General features: G+C 54.9%; 18 protein-coding genes. 10 read left to right on the top strand and 8 right to left on the bottom strand.

Annotated features, from left to right (window positions below; translation table 11 throughout):
- Nucleotides 1-166: 166 nt before the first annotated feature.
- From rpmH to AC56KZ_RS14170, 6 genes are all read left to right on the top strand, one after another.
- On the top strand, nt 167-301 hold the full coding sequence (gene rpmH, locus AC56KZ_RS14145) for a 50S ribosomal protein L34 (protein ID WP_040378179.1): 135 nt from the start codon (nt 167-169) through the stop codon (nt 299-301).
- 31 nt (nt 302-332) lie between these two features.
- Nucleotides 333-773, top strand: coding sequence for a ribonuclease P protein component (rnpA, locus tag AC56KZ_RS14150; RefSeq protein WP_497162811.1), 441 nt, complete (start codon nt 333-335; stop codon nt 771-773).
- Nucleotides 770-1,030: a membrane protein insertion efficiency factor YidD gene (yidD, locus tag AC56KZ_RS14155; RefSeq protein WP_497162812.1), complete on the top strand. Its 261-nt coding sequence runs from the start codon at nt 770-772 to the stop codon at nt 1,028-1,030. The genes rnpA and yidD overlap by 4 nt, the downstream gene beginning before the upstream one ends.
- An 11-nt stretch (nt 1,031-1,041) precedes the next feature.
- The gene (yidC, locus tag AC56KZ_RS14160) at nt 1,042-2,739 is read left to right on the top strand and encodes a membrane protein insertase YidC (RefSeq protein WP_497162813.1); all 1,698 of its coding nucleotides are present in this window, start codon (nt 1,042-1,044) and stop codon (nt 2,737-2,739) included.
- A 66-nt stretch (nt 2,740-2,805) separates the two neighbouring features.
- Entirely contained in the window at nt 2,806-4,185 is a 1,380-nt protein-coding gene (gene mnmE / locus AC56KZ_RS14165) for a tRNA uridine-5-carboxymethylaminomethyl(34) synthesis GTPase MnmE (RefSeq protein ID WP_497162814.1), read from the top strand.
- A gap of 176 nt (nt 4,186-4,361) precedes the next feature.
- Nucleotides 4,362-5,579: a tyrosine-type recombinase/integrase gene (locus AC56KZ_RS14170; RefSeq protein ID WP_497162815.1), complete on the top strand. Its 1,218-nt coding sequence runs from the start codon at nt 4,362-4,364 to the stop codon at nt 5,577-5,579.
- Between the two features lie 118 nt (nt 5,580-5,697).
- Here AC56KZ_RS14170 and traI read toward each other — a convergent pair whose 3' ends face one another.
- From traI to AC56KZ_RS14200, 6 genes are all read right to left on the bottom strand, one after another.
- Nucleotides 5,698-7,398 (bottom strand): TraI/MobA(P) family conjugative relaxase, encoded by a 1,701-nt coding sequence (gene traI / locus AC56KZ_RS14175; RefSeq protein ID WP_497162816.1) that lies wholly within the window; start codon nt 7,396-7,398, stop codon nt 5,698-5,700.
- A gap of 23 nt (nt 7,399-7,421) precedes the next feature.
- Entirely contained in the window at nt 7,422-7,793 is a 372-nt protein-coding gene (gene traJ / locus AC56KZ_RS14180; RefSeq protein ID WP_497162817.1) for a conjugal transfer transcriptional regulator TraJ, read from the bottom strand.
- Between the two features lie 979 nt (nt 7,794-8,772).
- Nucleotides 8,773-9,672: a hypothetical protein gene (locus tag AC56KZ_RS14185; RefSeq protein WP_497162818.1), complete on the bottom strand. Its 900-nt coding sequence runs from the start codon at nt 9,670-9,672 to the stop codon at nt 8,773-8,775.
- 66 nt (nt 9,673-9,738) lie between these two features.
- The gene (locus tag AC56KZ_RS14190; protein ID WP_497162819.1) at nt 9,739-9,909 is read right to left on the bottom strand and encodes a hypothetical protein; all 171 of its coding nucleotides are present in this window, start codon (nt 9,907-9,909) and stop codon (nt 9,739-9,741) included.
- A gap of 211 nt (nt 9,910-10,120) precedes the next feature.
- Complete coding sequence (locus AC56KZ_RS14195; protein ID WP_497162820.1) at nt 10,121-10,852, bottom strand: hypothetical protein; 732 nt, start codon at nt 10,850-10,852, stop codon at nt 10,121-10,123.
- A gap of 693 nt (nt 10,853-11,545) precedes the next feature.
- Nucleotides 11,546-12,241 carry a hypothetical protein gene (locus tag AC56KZ_RS14200; RefSeq protein WP_497162821.1) on the bottom strand — a complete coding sequence of 232 codons (696 nt, stop codon included), beginning with the start codon at nt 12,239-12,241 and terminating at the stop codon, nt 11,546-11,548.
- A 421-nt stretch (nt 12,242-12,662) separates the two neighbouring features.
- Between AC56KZ_RS14200 and AC56KZ_RS14205 the strand changes: the two genes are divergently transcribed.
- Nucleotides 12,663-13,322, top strand: a complete 660-nt coding sequence (locus tag AC56KZ_RS14205; RefSeq protein ID WP_497162822.1) for a recombinase family protein — start codon at nt 12,663-12,665, stop codon at nt 13,320-13,322.
- 156 nt (nt 13,323-13,478) lie between these two features.
- Here the strand turns inward: AC56KZ_RS14205 and AC56KZ_RS14210 are convergent, their stop codons facing one another.
- Nucleotides 13,479-14,834 (bottom strand): transposase, encoded by a 1,356-nt coding sequence (locus AC56KZ_RS14210; protein ID WP_497162823.1) that lies wholly within the window; start codon nt 14,832-14,834, stop codon nt 13,479-13,481.
- Nucleotides 14,835-15,157: 323 nt separating this feature from the next.
- Here AC56KZ_RS14210 and AC56KZ_RS14215 point away from each other — a divergent pair, with 323 nt between their 5' ends.
- Together AC56KZ_RS14215 and AC56KZ_RS14220 are read left to right on the top strand one after the other, a co-directional pair.
- Nucleotides 15,158-15,409 (top strand): hypothetical protein, encoded by a 252-nt coding sequence (locus AC56KZ_RS14215; protein WP_497162824.1) that lies wholly within the window; start codon nt 15,158-15,160, stop codon nt 15,407-15,409.
- A gap of 576 nt (nt 15,410-15,985) precedes the next feature.
- Nucleotides 15,986-16,342, top strand: coding sequence for a hypothetical protein (locus AC56KZ_RS14220; protein WP_497162825.1), 357 nt, complete (start codon nt 15,986-15,988; stop codon nt 16,340-16,342).
- A gap of 753 nt (nt 16,343-17,095) precedes the next feature.
- Here AC56KZ_RS14220 and AC56KZ_RS14225 read toward each other — a convergent pair.
- The gene (locus AC56KZ_RS14225) at nt 17,096-18,832 is read right to left on the bottom strand and encodes a hypothetical protein (protein ID WP_497162826.1); all 1,737 of its coding nucleotides are present in this window, start codon (nt 18,830-18,832) and stop codon (nt 17,096-17,098) included.
- A gap of 331 nt (nt 18,833-19,163) precedes the next feature.
- On the opposite strand from AC56KZ_RS14225, the gene AC56KZ_RS14230 reads away from it, so the two are divergent.
- Nucleotides 19,164-19,481 (top strand): hypothetical protein, encoded by a 318-nt coding sequence (locus AC56KZ_RS14230; RefSeq protein ID WP_497162827.1) that lies wholly within the window; start codon nt 19,164-19,166, stop codon nt 19,479-19,481.
- The last annotated feature ends 815 nt before the right edge of the window (nt 19,482-20,296 follow it).

A 20,296-nucleotide genomic window follows, 5' to 3' on the forward strand; every position in this document is an offset into this window, starting at 1 on the left:
TTCCCTGTCCGCCTGCCTGTCAGCCAGTCCATTGATGGCGTAGATATGCACGGATAATGCTGTGGCGTGACGCTGGCTCAACAACGGCGAACTGTCATTGCGCCGATTCCTGACGAACGATGTCAGACCCGATTTTGCATCCTATTTTGCTTTAAGCGAGACCACCATGAAACGTACTTACCAACCTTCCGTCGTTCGTCGCAAGCGCACGCACGGCTTCCGCGCACGCATGGCTACCCGTGGTGGCCGCCAGGTTCTGAACGCACGCCGCGCCAAGGGCCGCAAGCGTCTGGCTGTCTAAGCCAGTAGTGCCTGATCGACCGCGGTCAGCCATGACAGGCGAAGGTTCGCACGACTTCGCGCGCGCTCGGCGCATTCTCAAAACGGATGAATTCTCATCCGTTTTTCGTTTGCGGCCGGCGCAAAAATCCGCGCATTTCGTGTTGTACACACGGCCCAGCCCGCTGCCCCATGCGCGGCTGGGCATTGTCGCGGCCAAGCGCTTCGCGCCGCGCGCCGTCACCCGCAATACGATCAAGCGCATCTGTCGCGAGCTGTTCCGCACGAACGCCATCCAGGCCGTCGATTGCATCGTGCGCCTGGCGCGTCCGGTCAATACCAAGGCCGGTCCGGCGACCAACAGCGCGCTCAAACGCCTGCTGCACGCGGAACTGTCGCGCCTGATCGAATCACAGCGTCCATCTGCGCAGCGTCCGCGGGCTGCGGCCGGGTCTGCTGCACCTGCTGCACCTGCTGCGCCGGCAACGCCATGAAAAATGTCCTCATCCTGATCCTGCGCGCCTACCGGCTCGTGCTGTCACCGATGCTCGGACAGAATTGCCGCTTTTACCCGTCTTGTTCCAGCTATGCCATCGAGGCGCTCCAGACCCATGGTGCGTTGCGCGGCAGCTGGCTGGCCGCGCGCCGCCTCGGCCGCTGCCACCCATGGAACGCCGGTGGTGTCGACCCCGTGCCGCCCAAGGGGCACAAGCATTCACCCTCAGCCGCTTGCGGTTGCAACCACTCCTGATCAATACCTCAATGGAAATCAACAAACGTACCATTCTGTGGATTGTCTTTTCCGTCTCGCTAGTCATCCTGTGGAACAACTGGATGGTGTCGAACGGTAAGCAGTCGATGTTCTCGCCGGCGCCGCCGCCGGCCAAGGTTGCCACCGCGCCGGCCATCGCGCCGGCCAGCCTCGCGAACGGCACCGCCGGTGTTCCTGCCCCCGCGGTGGGAGCTGGCGCCGTGCCGGGCGCCGTGCCCGCCGCTCCCGGCATGCCGGCTGCGCCCGTTGCGGTGCGCGCCGAGCGCATCGTCGTCAGCACCGACGTCGTCAAGGCCGAGATCGACACCGTCGGCGGCGTGATCCGCCGCCTCGAGCTGCTGAAGTATCCGGACCAGTACGACAAGACCAAGAACCAGGTCCTGTTCGACGTGTCGGGCAACAACGTCTACCTCGGCCAGACCGGCCTGATCGGTACGACGCCAGCCGGCGTGCTGCCGAACCACAACACGCCCTTCGTGGCGCGTCCTGGCGTGCGTACGCTCGACGGCAACAATTCGGTGCAGGTCGTGCTGGAAGCCGAGCAGGGCGGCGTGAAGCTGACCAAGACGCTGACCTTCAAACGCGGCGACTACGTCGTCGACGTGCGCCACGACGTGACGAACCTGACCGCCGCGCCGGTGCAGCCGTCGCTCTACCTGCAGCTGCAGCACGACGGCAACCCGGCGCCGGGTGGTTCGTGGTTCATGCCAAGCGTGGCCATCGGCCCGACCCTGTGGACGCCGGAAGACAAGTACAAGAAGCTGAGTTTCGCCGATATCGAAAAAGGCCAGGCTGAACACGCCACCAAGGCGAACGGCGGCTGGATTGCGGTGTCGGAGCACTTCTTCGTGTCGGCTTTCATCCCGACCGAGAGCACGCCGCGTGAAATCTTCACCAAGAAGCTGGCCACCAACCTGTACGCGATCGGCACGGTCCAGCCGCTGGGCACCGTCGCTCCGGGCGCAACCGTCTCGAACACGGCGCGCCTGTATTCGGGCCCGCAGGACGAGAAGCGCCTGGAAACCATCACCCCGGGCCTGGAACTGGTCAAGGACTACGGCATGTTCGCGATCATCTCCAAGCCGCTGTTCTGGGTCATGGACCAGATCCATGAGCTGCTGGGCAACTGGGGCTGGACCATTATCGCCTTCACGATCCTGATCAAGCTGGCCTTCTTCCCGCTGTCGGCCGCCGGCTACCGCAGCATGGCGAAGATGCGCGTGGTGACCCCGAAGATGCAGGCGATCCGCGAACGCTACAAAGCCGACCCGGTCAAGATGCAACAGGCAACGATGGAGCTGTACAAGGCCGAGAAGATCAACCCGCTGGGCGGCTGCCTGCCGATCCTGGTGCAGATGCCGGTGTTCCTGGCCCTGTACTATGTGCTGCAGGCTTCGGTCGAGATGCGCGGCGCGCCGTGGATCGGCTGGATCACCGACCTGACCCAGCCTGACCCGTGGTTCATCCTGCCGGTCCTGTACGCCGGCTCGATGTTCATCACGCAAAAGCTGAGCCCGCAACCGGCCGACCCGATGCAGGCGAAGATGATGCTGTTCATGCCGCTGGCGTTCTCGGTCATGTTCGTGTTCTTCCCGTCGGGTCTGGTGCTGTATTGGGTGGTCAATAACCTGGTGTCGATCGCGCAGCAGTGGGTGATCACGAAAAAGTACGAGACTGTCAAAAAGTAAGCGTACCGCGCCCGACAAGAAGCCCGTGCACCCCACGGGCTTTTTTTATCATCTACAATTTTCCCCATGAAGCTAACTACCTCTCCCATCGCCGCGATTGCCACCGCACCAGGACGCGGCGGCATTGGCGTCGTGCGCGCCTCGGGCAAGTCGCTCGGCGCCCTGATCGACACCCTGTTCCCCGGCGCCACGCTCGCGCCGCGGCACGCCACCTATCTCCCGTTCACATCAGGCGACGGCAGCGTCATCGACCAGGGCCTGGCTCTGTATTTCCCGGGGCCGCATTCGTACACGGGCGAAGACGTGCTGGAACTGCACGGCCACGGCGGGCCGGTGGTGCTGCAGATGCTGCTGGCGCGGGTGCTGGAAGCGGGTGCGGACGCGGGCCTGCGCCTGGCCGACCCCGGCGAATTCACGCGCCGCGCCTATTTGAACGACAAGCTCGACCTGGCCCAGGCCGAAGCCGTGGCCGACCTGATCGACGCGTCCACCGAAGCGGCGGCGCGCTCGGCTTCGCAGTCGCTGTCGGGCGCCTTCTCGCAGGTGGTGCACCGGCTGGTCGAGCAGACGATCAACTTGCGCATGCTGGTCGAGGCGACGCTCGATTTTCCGGAAGAGGAAATCGATTTTCTCGAGAAATCGAATGCGCGCGGCCAATTGAACGGCATCATCGATTCGCTCCAGCACGTGTTCCGCCAGGCGGCGCAGGGCGCCTTGTTGCGCGAGGGCCTGAACGTGGTGCTGGTCGGGCAGCCGAACGTCGGTAAATCGTCCTTGCTCAATGCGCTGGCGGGGGCGGAAGTGGCGATCGTCACGCCGATTGCCGGCACCACGCGCGACAAGGTCAGCGAGACGATCCAGATCGAAGGCATTCCCTTGAATATCATCGATACCGCGGGCATCCGCGCGATCGACGAGGGCATCGACGTGGTCGAACGGATCGGCATAGAGCGCACCTGGGGCGAAGTCGGCAAGGCCGACGTGATCCTGCACCTGCTGGACGCCAGCCTGGGGCCGAGCGCGGCCGATGAAACCATCGTCGCGGCTTTCCCGGAAGGCGTGCCGGTGGTGCGCATCTGGAACAAGATCGATCTGTCCGGGCACCGCGCCGCGGTCGAGGGCGCGGCGGACGCGACCCATATCTACCTGTCGGCCAACGAAGGGCTGGGCATCGACCTGCTGCGCGGCGAATTGCTGCGCATCGCCGGCTGGCAGCAGACCGGCGAGTCGCTCTACCTGGCGCGCGAGCGCCACCTGATCGCCCTGCGCGGCGCGCGCCAGCATCTCGACATGGCGTCGCAGCACGCGGCCCAGGATGACCAGTCGCTCGACTTGTTCGCCGAAGAACTGCGCCTGGCGCAGGATCAGCTGTCGAGCATTACGGGCGCGTTCACGCCGGACGATTTACTGGGGGTGATTTTCAGCCGCTTTTGTATCGGCAAATGAGAGCTCATCCATAAACGTCCAGGCTCGTCCGGAATTTTTTGGGTTCTCCTATGAGAAATGTCAACCTGAAGTCCGGGCTCGTCCGGGGGCTTCCATAGACAGCCGACGGTTTTAGGTACACAGTTAGGTACACAGAGCGAAAAAACGCTGCTGAGTGTGTACCTAAAAGGTGTCCCATGCCTCGTCAAGCTGCCGTCCTGACCGATACCAAGATCAAGGCACTGAAGCCTAAAGCAGAGCGCTACCGGGTCAGTGACTTCGGTGGACTGCTGCTTGAGGTGATGCCGTCTGGTTCCAAGATCTGGCGTTACCGGTATCAGCTCCATGGCGTGCGTCAGCCCACACTCACCATTGGCCCGTATCCGCAAATAGGTCTCGCCGAGGCACGCGCACGTCGCGATCAGTGGGCGGGGATGGTTGTCCGCAACGACTCTCCGAGGCGCGCCGCCCAGGTGGCGAAGGCGGCGATGGGGAACACGGTGGCGACTTTTGGAGGACAGTGGCTTGAGGAGCAGGTCGAAGGCAAGTCGACGAGCTATGTCACCACACTGCGTCGCCTGATGACGAAAGACGTGTTTCCAGCCTTGGGCCACATGCCCCTCACTCAAGTCAAGCCGGCGGACATCCTGGCCTTGTGTGACAAGATCAAGGCGAGGGGATCGCCAAAAATGGCGCTGTTGACGCGAAATGCAGTCCGCCGCATGTATGATTTTGCGATCGCGCGCCAGCTGGCAGACACTAACCCGGCCCAAGCCCTGGTCGCGCGCTTCATTGCCACCGAGGCGAGCCGGACCCGGGTCCTCGAGGCGTGGGAGATAGGTCTTGTGCTCAGGACGATCTACGCCTCGGACATTCGCCGTACGCTCAAACTCGCCTTGAACCTCCTGCTCATTTCGATGGTTCGGAAGACGGAGCTCACGGAAGCCAAGTGGGCGGAGTTCAATCTTGATGAAGCAATCTGGGACATCCCGGCCGAGCGCATGAAGAAGGACAAGCCACATCGCGTGTATCTCTCGCGCCAGGCCATGGACATGCTGAAGGAGCTCATGACTTATGCCGGCGGATCGGAATACGTGTTCCCCAGTTCACGTGGGGCGTCCGATCGACCGATCAGCAGTAGTACGTTGAATCAAGCGGTACGCGCGCTGTCGATCGACGTCCAGCATTTCGTCCTCCATGATTTCCGTCGCACAGCCTCGACACACCTGCACGAAATGGGTCATCCGTCCGATGCCATCGAACGGGCCCTCGCCCACAAAATCCTTGGCATCAAAGGGGTGTACAACCGCGCGGAGTACGCACAACAACGACGCACCATACTTCAGGCGTGGGCTGACTTCGTGCAGGCACAGATTGAGAGCGGAAGTGTGACGCCGATTTTTCACGCTGCATGAGCCTTTGGCTGGCGCTTGCTAATGGGCGCCATGCCGCGTTCTTGGTGGCAGTTTGAAATCAGCCGGCAGCCTCGTTTTCAAAGCATGCCGTAGTCAACACGACTGTGCGTAGTCTGCATCATCGACGGCTGCGAGCAGGCGCTGTACTTTTTCCTTTCTGTGGAACGCGTGGATTCGGCGGATGGACGTCTCGAGCTGCCGTCGGTCCAGGTCTTTCACTGCCACGTGCGGCAGGTGAGCGAATGCCGGCGTCGTAGGGCGGATTTGCTCGAGTAGCGGTTGGTTCAGCGAGCTGCAGACGGCGTTGTTCGAGCGCCAGGTCGTCAAACACAATCGGCAGGTGTGCGGTAACGGCTGCGATAACGATTTGTTCCTTGAAAGCGTCAGAACCCTGGACGTTGATCGTCTTGCCGAATCGTTCGATTGCCATCCGAAAGGCCACTTCGATCGCGTCTTGTTCCGCGCCGCGCGAAACACGGATTGCATTCCCCTCATCCCTGACCGCACTTGCGCCGGCCCGGTAGATGATCGTTCCCTGTCTGGTCACGCCGTCGTGGCGACAACGAGAAGCGGACGACGGAAGATGCACAGTGCCGTTGATACCATCGCCGGCTCGGTCGCGTGTAGGCTTGTGCCGGCGAAGCTTAGCAAGTGCATCCGGGTTACCCGCTCCTGCCTGGTGACGTAACCAGTCCAGCCACTGGCACTGCCGGCATTTCTGGCTGATGCTCAGGCGCTCCTGCCTGGACTCGCGCTTGATTTCCGAGATCTCGTCACGCAGGGCGCTGGTAAGTGCGCGATACATCAACTTCTTGGTGTCACGAGGCATTTTGGCGAGCTTCAGCGTGGCGCGCTTCAAGCGAACGTTGCGCAAAGCCGCCTCGATCCTCCGCTCCTTGCGCATATGTAGCCGTTCCCATTCACGCGCCCGAGCCTCCTTCGCCCGCACCTGTGCCGCCTCATACTGAGCAAAAAGCTTCTCCGTATCTGCTCGAAGGCTGAGTGGGCGCTTTTCATATTGGCGTTTAGGCTTCCGTGCGGCCACCTGTTCCGGTGCTGCCTGGAAGGGACCGAAGCGCTGCTCCAGCTTTGGCTTGGAAAATTCACGGCCCGCCGAGCTGGCCTTGATCGTGGTTCTGTCTTCCGCAGTAATCACAAGGCCATTGGCGCGCGGGTGCAGGCACAGCCCACTCGCGGACAGGACGGCATGCAGCTGCTCCCACGACTGCGCCTGCTGCATCTGCGCCTTGCATCCACGCTGAATCCACCCGAGCAGGCTTTCGATGCCGGCATAGTGCTCCATGTCCGCGGCACGGTTTTCTGCGCCCACCTTGTGCGGCACGTGGTTATCCTTGCGCAGGCCAAATTCGTCCTCGATCGTTTCGCACGCGCGGGCGAGTGCCCGGTAAGCGTGGAACGGCTCGTGGATCGTGAAGCGCGTCGGGTGAATCTTGTTGATGGCAATGTGCAGGTGGCGGTTGTCGGTGTCGTGGTGTACCGCGCTGACCCGCTGATGTTCGCTGAAGCCAAGCGCATCGCAGATCCGCTCTTCGATCGACGCCAGGTGGGAAGCCTCAGGTTCCTCTCCATAGCGGAAGCTGACGATCAGATGGTAGGTTTTATCGGCCCGCGATCGCGTGTTCATCGCTTGCGTATTCAGGACTTCCAGTGTCGCCATTTCGACGTCGTCGCCGATGCAGTTGCTCACCCTGATGTCGCCCGTCCGCTCCTGCTTGCCCTGTGTATCTGTCAGGTAGCGCACCAGGCTGGCGAAGCCGCTCTTCTTCACCGCATGCATGGGGATGTGCTTGGCGATCATGATCAGGCCTGAGAATTTTGCCGCTAAAATTCGTCGGGGCCGGTACCGGGCGTCACCAACGCGCGGATCACGTCGCGCAGCTCGTCCCGTGTCGCCTCGATTTTTTCCAGCACAGCACGGATGGTCGATTCGCCGACAACCGCAGTGCGCTCGTCATTGGTCAGCCATAGCTTGAACAGTCCGGCAAAACGGCCGAGGTCTCCGTGGACGCGAATGAATTCTTCAACATGCCGGTGGTCCTGCGCGGAGCGGACCCCGTAGCCCAGCGCGACATTCAGCAGGTAGCTCGACACGCTATGACGCGCGGCCGCAGCCTTGGCCTGCAACTGCGCACGCTCCTCCGGCATGCAGTAGACCTTGATGGCAGGGCTGTCCTTCCGTGTCAGGCTTTTCATCATCACCTCCCTTTTGGCCGGCGCAGCCGGCTGGCCTCGCAGAGCAGGATTCCCGTTGAGCACGGAGTGCGAATAAGGGGAGGGAAGGAGGACAACACGCTACGCGGGTGGGCCTACTTCACCTATCCTGCCCGACTCTCCGAGTCGATTACGCCAAGGTAGGATACCAATCGGACTTCGGTCATTCCTCGACTGGATCAAGGTGCTTCATCGTTAATATCGGAGCGATACGTCGCAAGCACGACCGGGATATTCAGTCCGACCAAGGCGCGAGCGGCGCGCTCACGCTCTCAATGTGCGGCGGGGGCCTGAGGTCAGAATGTCGCTGCACGGTAACTCACGTCAGGAGCGGATCATCCGAGTCCTCGTCGGCGCGATACTAGTGACGATGCACGGCGACGAGGTGCTTTTTAGGGGGGCTGAGAGCGGGGAGAGCAGTGCGGCGTACGCCAGGAGGGGTCAGTAATGTTGATGCGGCGAAGCTGATCGCCGCACCTTTTGCGGAATTAACTCAGAATTGCGGAACTATTGGATTTGCACCGTCATCAGCGAAACTTGGATGAATATTGGTGCCCGGAGCCGGAACATAACAAGCTCCGAGGCATTTCTAAGTTACTGATATCTATGGGTTTTCTGGCGACCGAAACTCAAGTGTATCACAACATGTATCACGCTTTGTGTCACGCATCCGATTCAAGCCGTAGGACTATAAATAGATTTCGTTACTTAGGCTTGTGGCAGCTGGTTGCAACCCCCGTGTTAAAACGCCCGCCTGAATACTGAGCAACGTGATGTCCGTCCGTTGACTGTCATGAGAATGAGCTTTTTACCGGCCTGATGCCCGAACTAGACAAGCCACGCACAGAATTCAACTGACTTTGCTAATCATAGTGATAGCTTAGCGGAAGATACGGCTATCTTGGACGGCCGGCGCACCATCGAGAAAGTCAATCGCGTCTGGCTTGCCAGCGTGTATCAATCACTCTGATCGTTGCATGGACCTTGGCGGAGGGAAAATTTTGCTTGAATGCCAAGGGAAAGTTTCGAGTCCGAGATTTATCAGTGTGTACCATGCCACAACAACTGCAGGTACCATCTTCGACCACTCAAATCCCTCTGCTAAAAAGTATAAACTGATGGAATAAGTCACCGTTGAGGGTAGGATGAGTATTGAAAGAATAAAGATTCGATAGAAGGTTGGAAGAAATGGAATCGTTTTCTTCCAATAATAATTTGTCCAGCTCTTCTTCCGCAAGCTTGGAAGACTGCCAACGGCATAAACGTTAATAGAATGAGGATATAGGTCTGAAATTTGAGCAGCTGTATCAATTAGAGACGTTTCGCGATAGCGTGTGTTGTATAAACTGCCCAGCCACAAGACCAATATTGGTATAAGTGCCACCTGCAGTACTTGGATTGACGTCGTGATCCCCATTTTTATTTGCGTGCCAAACAAGGAAATGGTAGCCTTTTCGGGAATCTCTACGCCATAGGAGCGAATCGGAGACTTTTCGAAAGTTTCGATTGTTTCTGTGGCCTGTTTCTTTAGTTTGGCAGCTAGGTCTTTAGGCGAGATATCTTCATGGATGCCAACTTTTGCAATATCATCGTCGCAGTCTTGGTAGACTCGCGGCTCAATCATAAGCATGCTTAGTGCAGACGAGTACTCATTAAAATACATCGTCTTTCCAATAACCTGTTTTTTGTCGTATTCTCGTTGTAGATCAACCTGATTCTTTTCTACCAGTTGGGCCGCGAGTTGCTGGCACGTAGATCGTCGTTTCGCCGTGCCAAGATCCGAGGCCGAAGCGACGAAAGCCAGCAGAATACATGCTAAAGAGATTGGTGCTGCAAGCATCAGTAGACGCTCGTAACGCATGCCGATTCGATATGATGACATTAAGTTTTATCGCTTAGATATGTGGTTTGAAGTTTGTGGTTAGAATCAGCATCCGTCCTGATCATCTAAGATCGCGAATTCGATTTGATCGATCTTCGCAAGCGCCACTACGAGCGACTGCTTCACGGCCTCGAAGAAAGCGCGGTGCTTTTCATCAACGACGACTTGGTCAGGCCAGTCCGGCTCGCGGTGGATTCTGATCGTCTCGTCCAGCACCTCGCTCAGGGGCGACCAACAATTAACACCCGCTCCTGGCCCCCTCCCGCGCCCTCGATCAGCGGCGGCAGGACCGACTTGAAAGGTTTGGCCCTGTCGCTAAAGTAGTGGACGAGGGTAGGGACCGCTGACCATGATCTGGGCTGAACTCTATGCATGGGTGCTGGTTATTTGTGATGAACATGGTGTCTCCTTGTGCAACCTATCATATTCATTCTGAGGATTCTGGATCAAAGCTGACTTTCACGAATTTATCGTTCGGGAATTCTTTTTTTGCGTAGCCGAATAATTTTGGTGCAATAGCACCAAGGCTATATTTGGTTTCTTCAACGTGTTGAATAACATTGTCAGCTAATACTCTAGCAGTTTCAAAAATACGCGCTCCCATCGCGTTGCATATTTCGTCGATTGTTAGTGACTTATTATTTAGTTGCATCTTTTCGAAGATAGGTTGAACCTCCTCTACATGAAATTTCATATGTTGTTGAATAGCCGTCAAAGCTTGTGCAAAGCGATCGTCCTCGACAGAAAGCTCAAGCAATAACGCCGGCTCATCGGCGAGCATGAAAGAGAGCTTATTTAAGTCTTGCCTTAAATGCGACTGACCAGGCGCCATCATGGGTCGCATGTTTAAACCCTTATCCTTACGATCTTTCCACGACCGCAATATCTGCCAGAAGCCGACAATTGAATTTTGTTGCTGCGCGAGGATAAATAGCGCTATCCTCAGAGCAGCGATGCGTGACTCGTCATCCTTTCGGCGCTCTTTCGCTGTATTCAAATGGAATGCAAAGCTCGCACCAATAAATGTCGAGAGTAACGAGGTTAAAACCGTGGATCGATTTTCGCTTGGAATTGACCCGGTGGTAAATGCTATGAGCAACAGAATAACAGCTGCAGTCAAAATCAAAAAAAACAAATTCTTAGAAATATACTCTTTCAAAATGATTCCCTTCCCTAGTCCTGCAATTAATTTATTTTTTTTAATCGAGCCGCGCAGCAATATCTATAACGCTCTCGTTGTAATAGACCTGCAGCTGCTGTAGGTTGCGATGGTCGTTCGTGCGCACCAGGGCTCTCCAATAGACTGCTGCTGGATAACTGATCGGATCACCATTGATGGCTTCTCCGGGGCCTCTCGGGCGGCTTCTCCAAAGGTCCCACTACAGATTGCCCAGCCGAACTGATGACCAATCCCACGAGCCGGCTGGAGATCACTCCGGTCTAGGTAGGTTGGAAAGAAAAGATTGTTCCTTCTAACTTGCCATCCTTAGCAACGCCACTCCCAGGCACAAGCAGGGCAGGCCATGGTCATTGGTCGACCATCGTTACCAATCGAGATGGAATCGCCACCACAGAGGACCTGTCCATGATCTACCTGTGAACGAACATCATCAGGCAGCAGGTTGTAATCCCCGTACACCAGTGGGAGGCCATCAGCCTTGCCGCAAGATGGGCAGGTTACTTTTAATGTCGGCATGGAGGACTGTAGGAAGTTGCTGAATTGTCACAATACAGCGAATACTTGCGATTTTGAATTATTTTATTGCAAAATCGGTTTGTCCTTCGAATCGATACCAATGCGGGTTGCCCCCTGCACGCCCCAGTTGGCGATGCAGGGTCCGGAAGCAGAGGACTACTTTCCTCTGTTCGACATGGATTCACGATATTGATCCGTCTTGATACTCGTCTCAATCCAGGACATAGTCAGCCCCAGCAAAGCCTTCAGATCGTTGATGTCCTTGTCCTCCCAAGCGCGGACGTAGTGGGTCTCGTCGTTGCCCAGCCATGTGGCAAGTTCTGCACAATCCTTGATATTCTGATCGCTTACATAGGTTTTTATGCAGCCTCCAAGCTTCGAGGCTTTGATACGATCTGCGTCTTCGGGGCGCTTTGAAATGCAGTAGTCTTTTATCAGAAACTCCAAAGCCTTGCGATATCCTACTCCTGCGACTTGGTCGAGCTTCCGCATGTCGGCTTCGGTAGCCTGTACGTAGATCTTGTAGAAGCTCGGAGATAGCGTCTTGATTCCCTCAAAGACAATTGGTTTCGTTGGCAGCCACGGGGCAGCGCCGTTAAACCTGAATTCCTGGTTGCCATAATCGTGGTTGCTACGCGACTCCTTATAGTAGGCCAGGAAGTATCTCTTGCAGTCATCGTTTGGGCATAGGAAGACCGTCTCTATCTCTGCTCGTGCGCCGTATTGTCCAGGGGTGCCGATAAGTTGCACTAACTTGAGTGTTGCGTGCACATGCTTATGGCAAAGAGGACATTCGTCCGGGTACCGGTCAAATTCGTAAGTGCCGAGTGAGGGGATTGTAAATTGGGGCATTCAGGTTCCAAGTTTTTCTGACACCCATAATCATAGTTGAATTTGCGCGTGGTTCTTAATTTAGGTCGATTATTTAAACCCAAAATCCGGCAGCCTCTCGAGTAAATCGTGTCCACGGCTACCCCCTATATCCCTCAGGCAGGGGCGCAGCGCCACCAAAAGAGCATGTCCCGAGACGTTGGGGGTGCTTCTCTAGGTATTTGCTGGCCTCCCACAACTCCCAGCACGTTGACTGCAGTGAGGAATCTGGCCTGTTATCAAACGGATTGGTGTCTCTTCCACCTGTTCACAATCGACCGTTTATGAACACGTCTGCCGCCGATAGGTGAGAGGTGTTCACAAAATATGCTGCTGGCTTTTGCACATGTTCATATGTAAACTGAACGTTATTGGACACTAATGGACAGACGCGGAGAGCCAGATGGCAATTTTCGGATACGGTCGAGTCAGCACTAAAGAGCAGCAGAGCGAGAACCAGCGTCTCGAGCTGGAGCGCGCCGGTTACGACGTCGCCTACTGGTTTGCTGACGAAGGTGTGAGCGGCAAGGTGCCGGCGCTGCAGCGGGCCCAGTTCCGCATCCTGCTCGACAAGATCCGCGACGGCGAGACCCTTGTGGTGTCGAAGCTCGATCGCCTCGGCCGGGATGCCCAGGACGTCGGCGCCACGATCAACATGCTGGCCGCGCGCCGCATCGAGGTCATCGTCCTGCAGCTAGGCAAACTGGACCTGACGTCCTCCGCCGGCAAGTTAATGCTGACCATGCTGGCGGCAATGGCTGAGATGGAGCGTGATTTGCTGGTCGAGCGTACCCAATCCGGCTTGGCCCGGGCGAAGGCTGAAGGCAAGGCCCTGGGACGCCCAACGAGTACGACGGATGAGCAGCGCGCGGCGATGGTTTCAAGATTCAAGACAGGCGAGTCGATCAGCGCCTTGGCTCGGGACTACGACGTCTCGCGCGCGAGCGTGATGCGTATCGTAAAACCGACTGCCCTAGGCTCCGCTGCTGGCAAGGCCCAAAGTTGTAACGCCGAGGCCGCCTTGTTAACGTCAAGGGAAGTTATTTACTGCGATGGTTTGTAGCGGTGGGAGCCTTAAGCTTGACAAGAACTTTAGGCTGCTTGCTGCGAGCTACACGTCCGCTATCGACCTATTGCGTTGAAAAACTTGTAGGCAAGATCAGTCCTGATGAATTAACTGTACAGGAAAGATTCGTGACGTAGGCAATGCCGGGTCCGCTCAACTGATCATTAGTTGCATGTTTTGTTTGGTTGAAAGCAGCTTTTTGGCCATTCGCCGAAGATTTTGGGCTGTGGCTGCTAGCAGAAACTCATCATGGGCGCCGCTGGGGCCACGCAAGCGTAATTGACCCAGTTTAAGAATGCGTTTTAGGTGGGAAAACAGCATTTCAACCTTCTTTCGTTCCCGGCGTGACTGGCGATATGCCTCGGTTTTGCCGATAGCACGCGCGATATCGCGGGCGGGTTCGTGCGGACTGCGGTCGATCTTGCGGGCGACCATGTTGGGACAGTATTTTGGTTTCAGGCCGCAAACCCGACAGTCGTTCAAGCTGGCCCGATAGCGAAATGGTGTTTTCGGCTCACCACGACGAGGCGGCTGGAGATACTTGCTGGCAGGGCAAATATAGCGGTTGTTTTTGCCATCGAAGATGAAATCGCTACGGCTAAATGTACCGTCGTGGTGCTGGGATTTATCCCATACCGGAACGTGCAGGGCGATCTTCTTTTTATCGACCAGCCACCCCAGCATTGCAGCGACACCGTAGTTCGTATCGCCCACCAGTCGTTGAGGCTTGATAGCAAACTTTTCTTCGACGCGATCGATCATGATTTTGGTCGCTTCGACTTCGGCCATTTTGTTCACGGCCGACGCCTCGACGTCGACGATCAGTCCCGCTTTCAGATCGATCAGGTAATTTGTCGAGTAAGCAAAAATAGCCGGACCGGCGGCGGCAGTCCAGGTCGATGCCGGGTCAGTCAGAGAGATCCTTTTCGGGGCAGGCGGCACCGGATTAGCCTGTTCCAACGCGGCCAAATACTCGTGCACAGGCCGGCTTGCCTGCTCCAGATTGCCCCAATCGATATCAGCATTACCTGGGCAAGAACGTTGTCGCTGCGCGTCGGCTTTGATCATGCTGGCGTCGGTCGCAAAACCCTCGCCTTGTACTAGACCCTCGGCCATGCAGCGTCGAAGTACGGAATCGAACAACTGGCGAAAGGCGTCATGATCGCGGAAGCGGCCATGACGATTCTTGGAAAAGCTCGAGTGATCCGGCACCTTGTCTTTCAGGCCGAGGCGACAGAACCAGCGGTACGCCAGGTTCATGCTGACTTCTTCGCACAGCCGACGTTCCGATCGGATCCCGTAGCAATAGCCAATGAGCAGCATGCGGGCCATCAGTTCGGGATCGATCGATGGCCGGCCGGTATGGCTGTATGAATCAGCGAGATTTGCGCGAAATTCGCTGAGGTCGAGGTAGCGGTCTACCGCCCTCAACAAGTGGTCTTCGGGAACATATTCGTCTAGACTGACTGACACGAATAGCTCCCGCTTCGTTGCCTGGCGTCCCATCATCGCAGCCTCCCTGTCCGTGACCGGTTAGACAGGGACAGGTCGCGAAGATCGCGAGCTTAAGCGGAGTTTTTCAACGCAATAGGTCGGGAGCGGACCTTCAGCCCGCCTGAAACCTGGAGACTAAACTTTCCCATCTAGCAACAACTCGGGTAGACTTACCGCTTCTTGATCGTCTGCAGCTGTAGTTAGTTAATCGCTAGTCTTGGTCAGCGATGCAATGACCATATTTGGTAGTAAGCGGGCGGTACAAAAGGTCCGCGGTCAGCTAAAATAAAACGTAATGCAGCATGTGGCGGCGAACACGGAAATCTTAAGGAAAGACCATGCCTCTAATCAAACAAGTCCATGAAGCTGTAGAGAACGGTCAACTTCCTGATCCGTTTACGGTAGAAGATTTAAAACTTTGGGTCAAGGCAAAGAAAATAGTAAAAGACGACGGGAATGAGTATGCAACATCGTCAATCAATGCTCTACTTTCAAATTCAGATGTGAAAAACATCCCTACGTCAAATTTAAATATTAAGATCCTAAATAGTCGCCTCAACAAAAATGGAAAAAATGAATACTTTTTCTAGAATGAAACGTAGTTATCGTATTTATAATTGGCGATCGACAGCTGGAATCGTTTTACTGAGTATTGCCATAAGTGCTTGCACTGCCCCGCCTGGATTATATGAGATGAGGCGTGCGGACTTCGGGCCTATAATAAGTCGAGCTAATTTCGAAAATTTGCTGCGAAATGAATTTGGGTTCTTCGATCCTTATTCGGCAATGATTGCTTGTACTGAGCCACGCAAGGGCTGGGCGGATTACCTCTACGAACCAAAATATGGTTACTTATCGCATTGCAAGTACAATGCAAAAAATCGGATGGGGGGGTACGTGGGGGAACAAATGCAAACCTTCATTTTGAGTGATGGGAAGCTTTTACCGATCTACCCCAGAGATTGGAAGTACTTCGAATAATTTCGAACGGCATAACTTCCGTACACGACCCATTTTCGAGAACCACGGCTCTCGGCTAGCCAAAGTGAAATGCCGCTTTAGCGCGTTGCTTGACCTACACCATGCCTGCTCCCGGCCAGAAGCGGACGTAGAAAAAAAACATACTTAGGATGTCTCGACCTTGTTTTCACCGGTGAAGGTTAAACATGAACTTTCAGCCCAGGTTTAGCAACGATTGGGAAGCAACTATTCTTGCAGATCGTCTGTTAGCCGAGGGTACTTGGTCGTATCAGGGAGTAGACCAGTACAGCGTTCGTTTATTGCAACGAACATGGGACTACAGTTCCGCTGATATTGAGGCGATCGAGATCGCTGTTGCTGGCACTATCAACGAAGATTACATCGACTACGCAATTTCAGAGAGTGGGGACGTGTTCTTTTGGAAATTTAGGGCCACAGACGTGTGTACGACTAGCCCTCACTTCTCATCGTTAGAAGCTGCCAAGAACCATTTTTCCACTTACGGCGGGCCGAGCGAAATTCAGTGGTATGTTGAAAAATAATTGAAGGATTGAATCGCTACTTCGTGTCGTAATCGGACGCTACAATACGTCCGCTATCGGCCAGGAGCGGACGTAGAAATCGATAGCCTCAAGGACTGATGAAATACATTCTTAACGACAAGGTAGAGGGAATTGATTACTCGCGCTATCTCGAGTACTTGCAGACCATTAGGCGTGACCTTCCAGATCACATCTACGATTTTGCGTCAGATTCGCGTCATTTTGATCTCTCTTCCACCTCGTCGCTTCATGACGCATGGCTTGAGTCGCTGACCGTTCGTGAAGTTGCGTCGGGCAGTAGGAACGAGATAAGAAAACTCGAGGTTAAGCTGTCCCTTCTCGGGCCGTACCACGACCGAATTATTCATCTCACGTACTCGGGAGTTGAGCGATATTCTTTTGACTCACCCGCTAGGCCCGGTGAGCCACGCTATAGTCATACCGCGCATGGCGATTTACTGACGCATGAGATTCGACTCGGAACAAACGGCCTCTTTGTGCACGAACTTTTGTTTGAAAGAGGCAGCACTTTACTCGTGGAGTTCTCAAGATTCGCACACCTCGAAGAGCCTCTCGATACCAAGCAATAGCTGGGCTTGGATCGTCTCTATTCGCAAAAATGAGTTAGTTACCACGTCTGCTTCGGGTCGTATCAGACGCTGCCATAGGTCTGCAACCGGCCAAAAGCGGACCACCTATAAAGGTGGTTTTCACGCAACAGGGTTGACAAGCGGAAGTGCTAAATCTTGGTATCTAACGTTGATCGGAGATTACGCGAAATTTTGCGCCTGCTGCCTGCGCCATTAAATGTGCTCCGTACAGTAAGCTGCGCAGTTGAACCGAAGGCGTGTTCACAGCGAGACCGGTTGCAGTCAAATATTTGCTCTTCAAGACGTGAGGTTGAACAACAATTACCTGATATTCGCAGTCTGCGGTGATATTCGCCAGCGCCGCAAGCATGGCATTCCCAACTGCAGAGGAAGAGGTTAAGCCAACGCTCCATGGCCGATCCCATACTCTCACTCCTCCATGCTTCCGAACACTCGCAGTCAAATCAGGAATTATGCTAATGGAACTCATGCGCCTAAGATTCTTCATTGCTTGCGCGGTCACAACCTCATACGCCCCGGCAGATATCCTCCGCGTCGCCTTACGGCTATTAGCGCCTTTCACATGAATGAGCGCGATTTTTGGTTTTTGCGTTGCCGGATTCAAGGGAAGTTCAATATGAATAAAGTCCGCAACCTCGCCGGCACCGTCATCACAATAAAGCCAACAACGCCCAGGCGTCGGTTGCGACAATCCGAGCTGCCCTAGTCCATCTTTAAATACCCACTTGAACAAGCTCAGATCGGCAGCTGTAAGGATATTTGCAATAGGAACCGACTTTCCTGGCGGTTTTTCTCGATCTACATGGTATCCAGTGCCACGATTGAAGTCGCAAAAATCTAAGGTGAACGGACGGTCTTGAACCGTAGCCAAGCATAGGCTCGCGCCCGATATCGTATGCCAAGTATCGTAGTACACCCTTATCAGTTCGGGGTCTGCTGTAATGCCCACGACAAGGTCCGTAAACTGTGTAGGATACGTACCCGAGAACGCCACCGCTAATCGCCCCGCATTGAAGTCTGGCTGAAGGACTAGGTTACAGCTCGCGCCACTTGAAACTTCAGTCACTAACACGGAGACATCTTTGTTAGCGACCGTTGTAGAAGATATCTCGATTTCAAAGCGATGCCTTAGCTGCTCTAGCTTACGGGAGCGATTTTTCCCCTTGAGTGTGTCTGGATCCGCCCATTCAATGTCGTACGCGGGCCCAACGTCAATAAAATCGAATACTCGAGTAGCAAGTCCCCAATGTACTGCTGACGATAGTGTCGCAATATTTGTTTGAGTCGCGATGAGCAAATCGAGGACGGTCTTTGAAATATCAGAAAAATCCTGCCAGTCTTTAGTTGGTCGAAACCATACCCCACTCCTCTTCAGGCTAACCCCAGCCTTAGACGAACGAACGGCTCCGGCCACGAATGTGGAGTCACCAAACGGGTCAATGGCATCCGCTAGGTCTTGGCCACTAATAACCTTACTGCTCGGACGAACTGACACATTCCGATGTGTACCGCCAAGCCAAAGGGTCTTAAGGGTGCTTCCCGTAATGTACGCGTTGACAAGCACACGCTCGTCAGCAGGTTGCCAGTTGGTGAGCCTACCGTCGAATAATGCGTCATACACATCTGACTTCAACTCGGCATCGCTAATATAAATTAAGACAAAGCGCTCAAGCGCAAAATATGAGACTAGGTGGTTCAGCTGATCTTCCACCTGATTACCCCCTCCCCAAGTAGCCTTCCGCTTCTCCTTTGCATGAAGCGCGAAAGTTGAGGCAATCCCGGGATAGGCAGACGTTTTTAGATTGGTGATCTTGAAGCGCCCCAAGGCTGTAGGAAAGAATCCTCGAAGGTTTCTTTGAAGCAATTTATAGTCTGGCACGGCTTTAGTCGAATATGCCACCACGAAGCTAGCGTAAGGTGCGAGTGTGTTAATTGTAATTGACACTTTAGGCCTTTTAAATATTTTCAACTAATATTACACTAGATCAATATATTAATCCTCACGAAAAGCCACTTCATCATTTTTTTCGCAGGTTTGGATCGCTTTTAGATGATGGCAATAAGGGCGTTCGATGGAAGCGGTGGCAGTGGAGTTTGGCCAAAGAGCGCATTGACGACTGCTTTGGGTCGTAAACGGACGCTACCGAAAGTCTGAACCGGCCAGAAGGGGCCTTTTACGGTAGAACGCTTCCAATTGTCGCCGGAGAACAATGAAGAAAACTATCGTGTACTGTTTGGTAGCCCTTTTGGCGACCCTGCTTTCCAGTCTGGTGCCGCGCGAAGTGAACGCAGTGATTCTAGGGAGCGAAGACTGCCAGGCTGGTTGCACTTTCGTTGCGGCCGGCTGGCCTTTGGCGTACTTAGTCGATAATCGTGGTCTTTCACCCGGTGGTTCAGTCTCGCTGATCTTGGGATTCACAGGGGACGATCAAATAAGAAAAGTAGATTTCCTGCTGACCTTCTTATTCTGGCTTGTGGTTTTGGTATGTCTTCGCAGTCGAATGAAACGTTGGCTGACCCGCATCTGACCTGCGCATGAGGTCCGCTTCGGGTCGGTAGCGGACGCTGCCTGGGGTTAGCGATCGACAGTACCAACGATCAGAGGGAGCGTTCAATATCCGCGGCCAGGCGTAGCAGAACTTGCAACAAGTTCATAGGCTGGCCGTTTAATGAGATTGTGCAGTCAGCCGAGTGCCGGCTAAAACCTAAATGAATCAGCCGTCGACTCGAGTCGCTCGATGCTGACAACGCTAGCGGTTTCTACTCTTGATAAAATACATTATCAATAGTAGAGATAGGGGTCACGTAACGGCTTGGAAGAATGGCCTAGCAGTAGCAACATCGATCAGCCACGTCCAAGTCGCGACCACATGATGCCCCGGAGGGTAAAACAGATTTGATCCTGCGATTTGGTTGTCCTCCGGTCGACGCCGGATTCCGACAGCTACTACCCGACATGCCCGAGCAGGCCGCGTAGTGCAAAGTCTAGAGCCGCCGCATGTGGTTGGCGCCGGACAAAGCAAGGCGACTCGCCCGGGTTGCATCCAATGGGAGCGAACGTCGCTTGGGAGACACTACGGTTCTTCTTTGGCCAGATTTTTTGGTACACAGGTAGGTACACAGCACATCTGTTGCTATATCTAAGTGCTTGTCTCTTAACGATTTTTAGCCCGCTCTCAAGATTCTGTATCGAAGTAGTCTTACTTTTGGTAAATTTTCTATTTGAATTGTTGGGTTCGGACAACGGGCCGACATTTTGTCGTTATCGAAGATTTACTTTTCCGTAGACAATCAATTTATCCGTGGGAAGATCCGGGCTCGATTTTTGATCAGCTCAGGAGCA

The organism is Telluria sp. LT2P34, assembly GCF_059685915.1.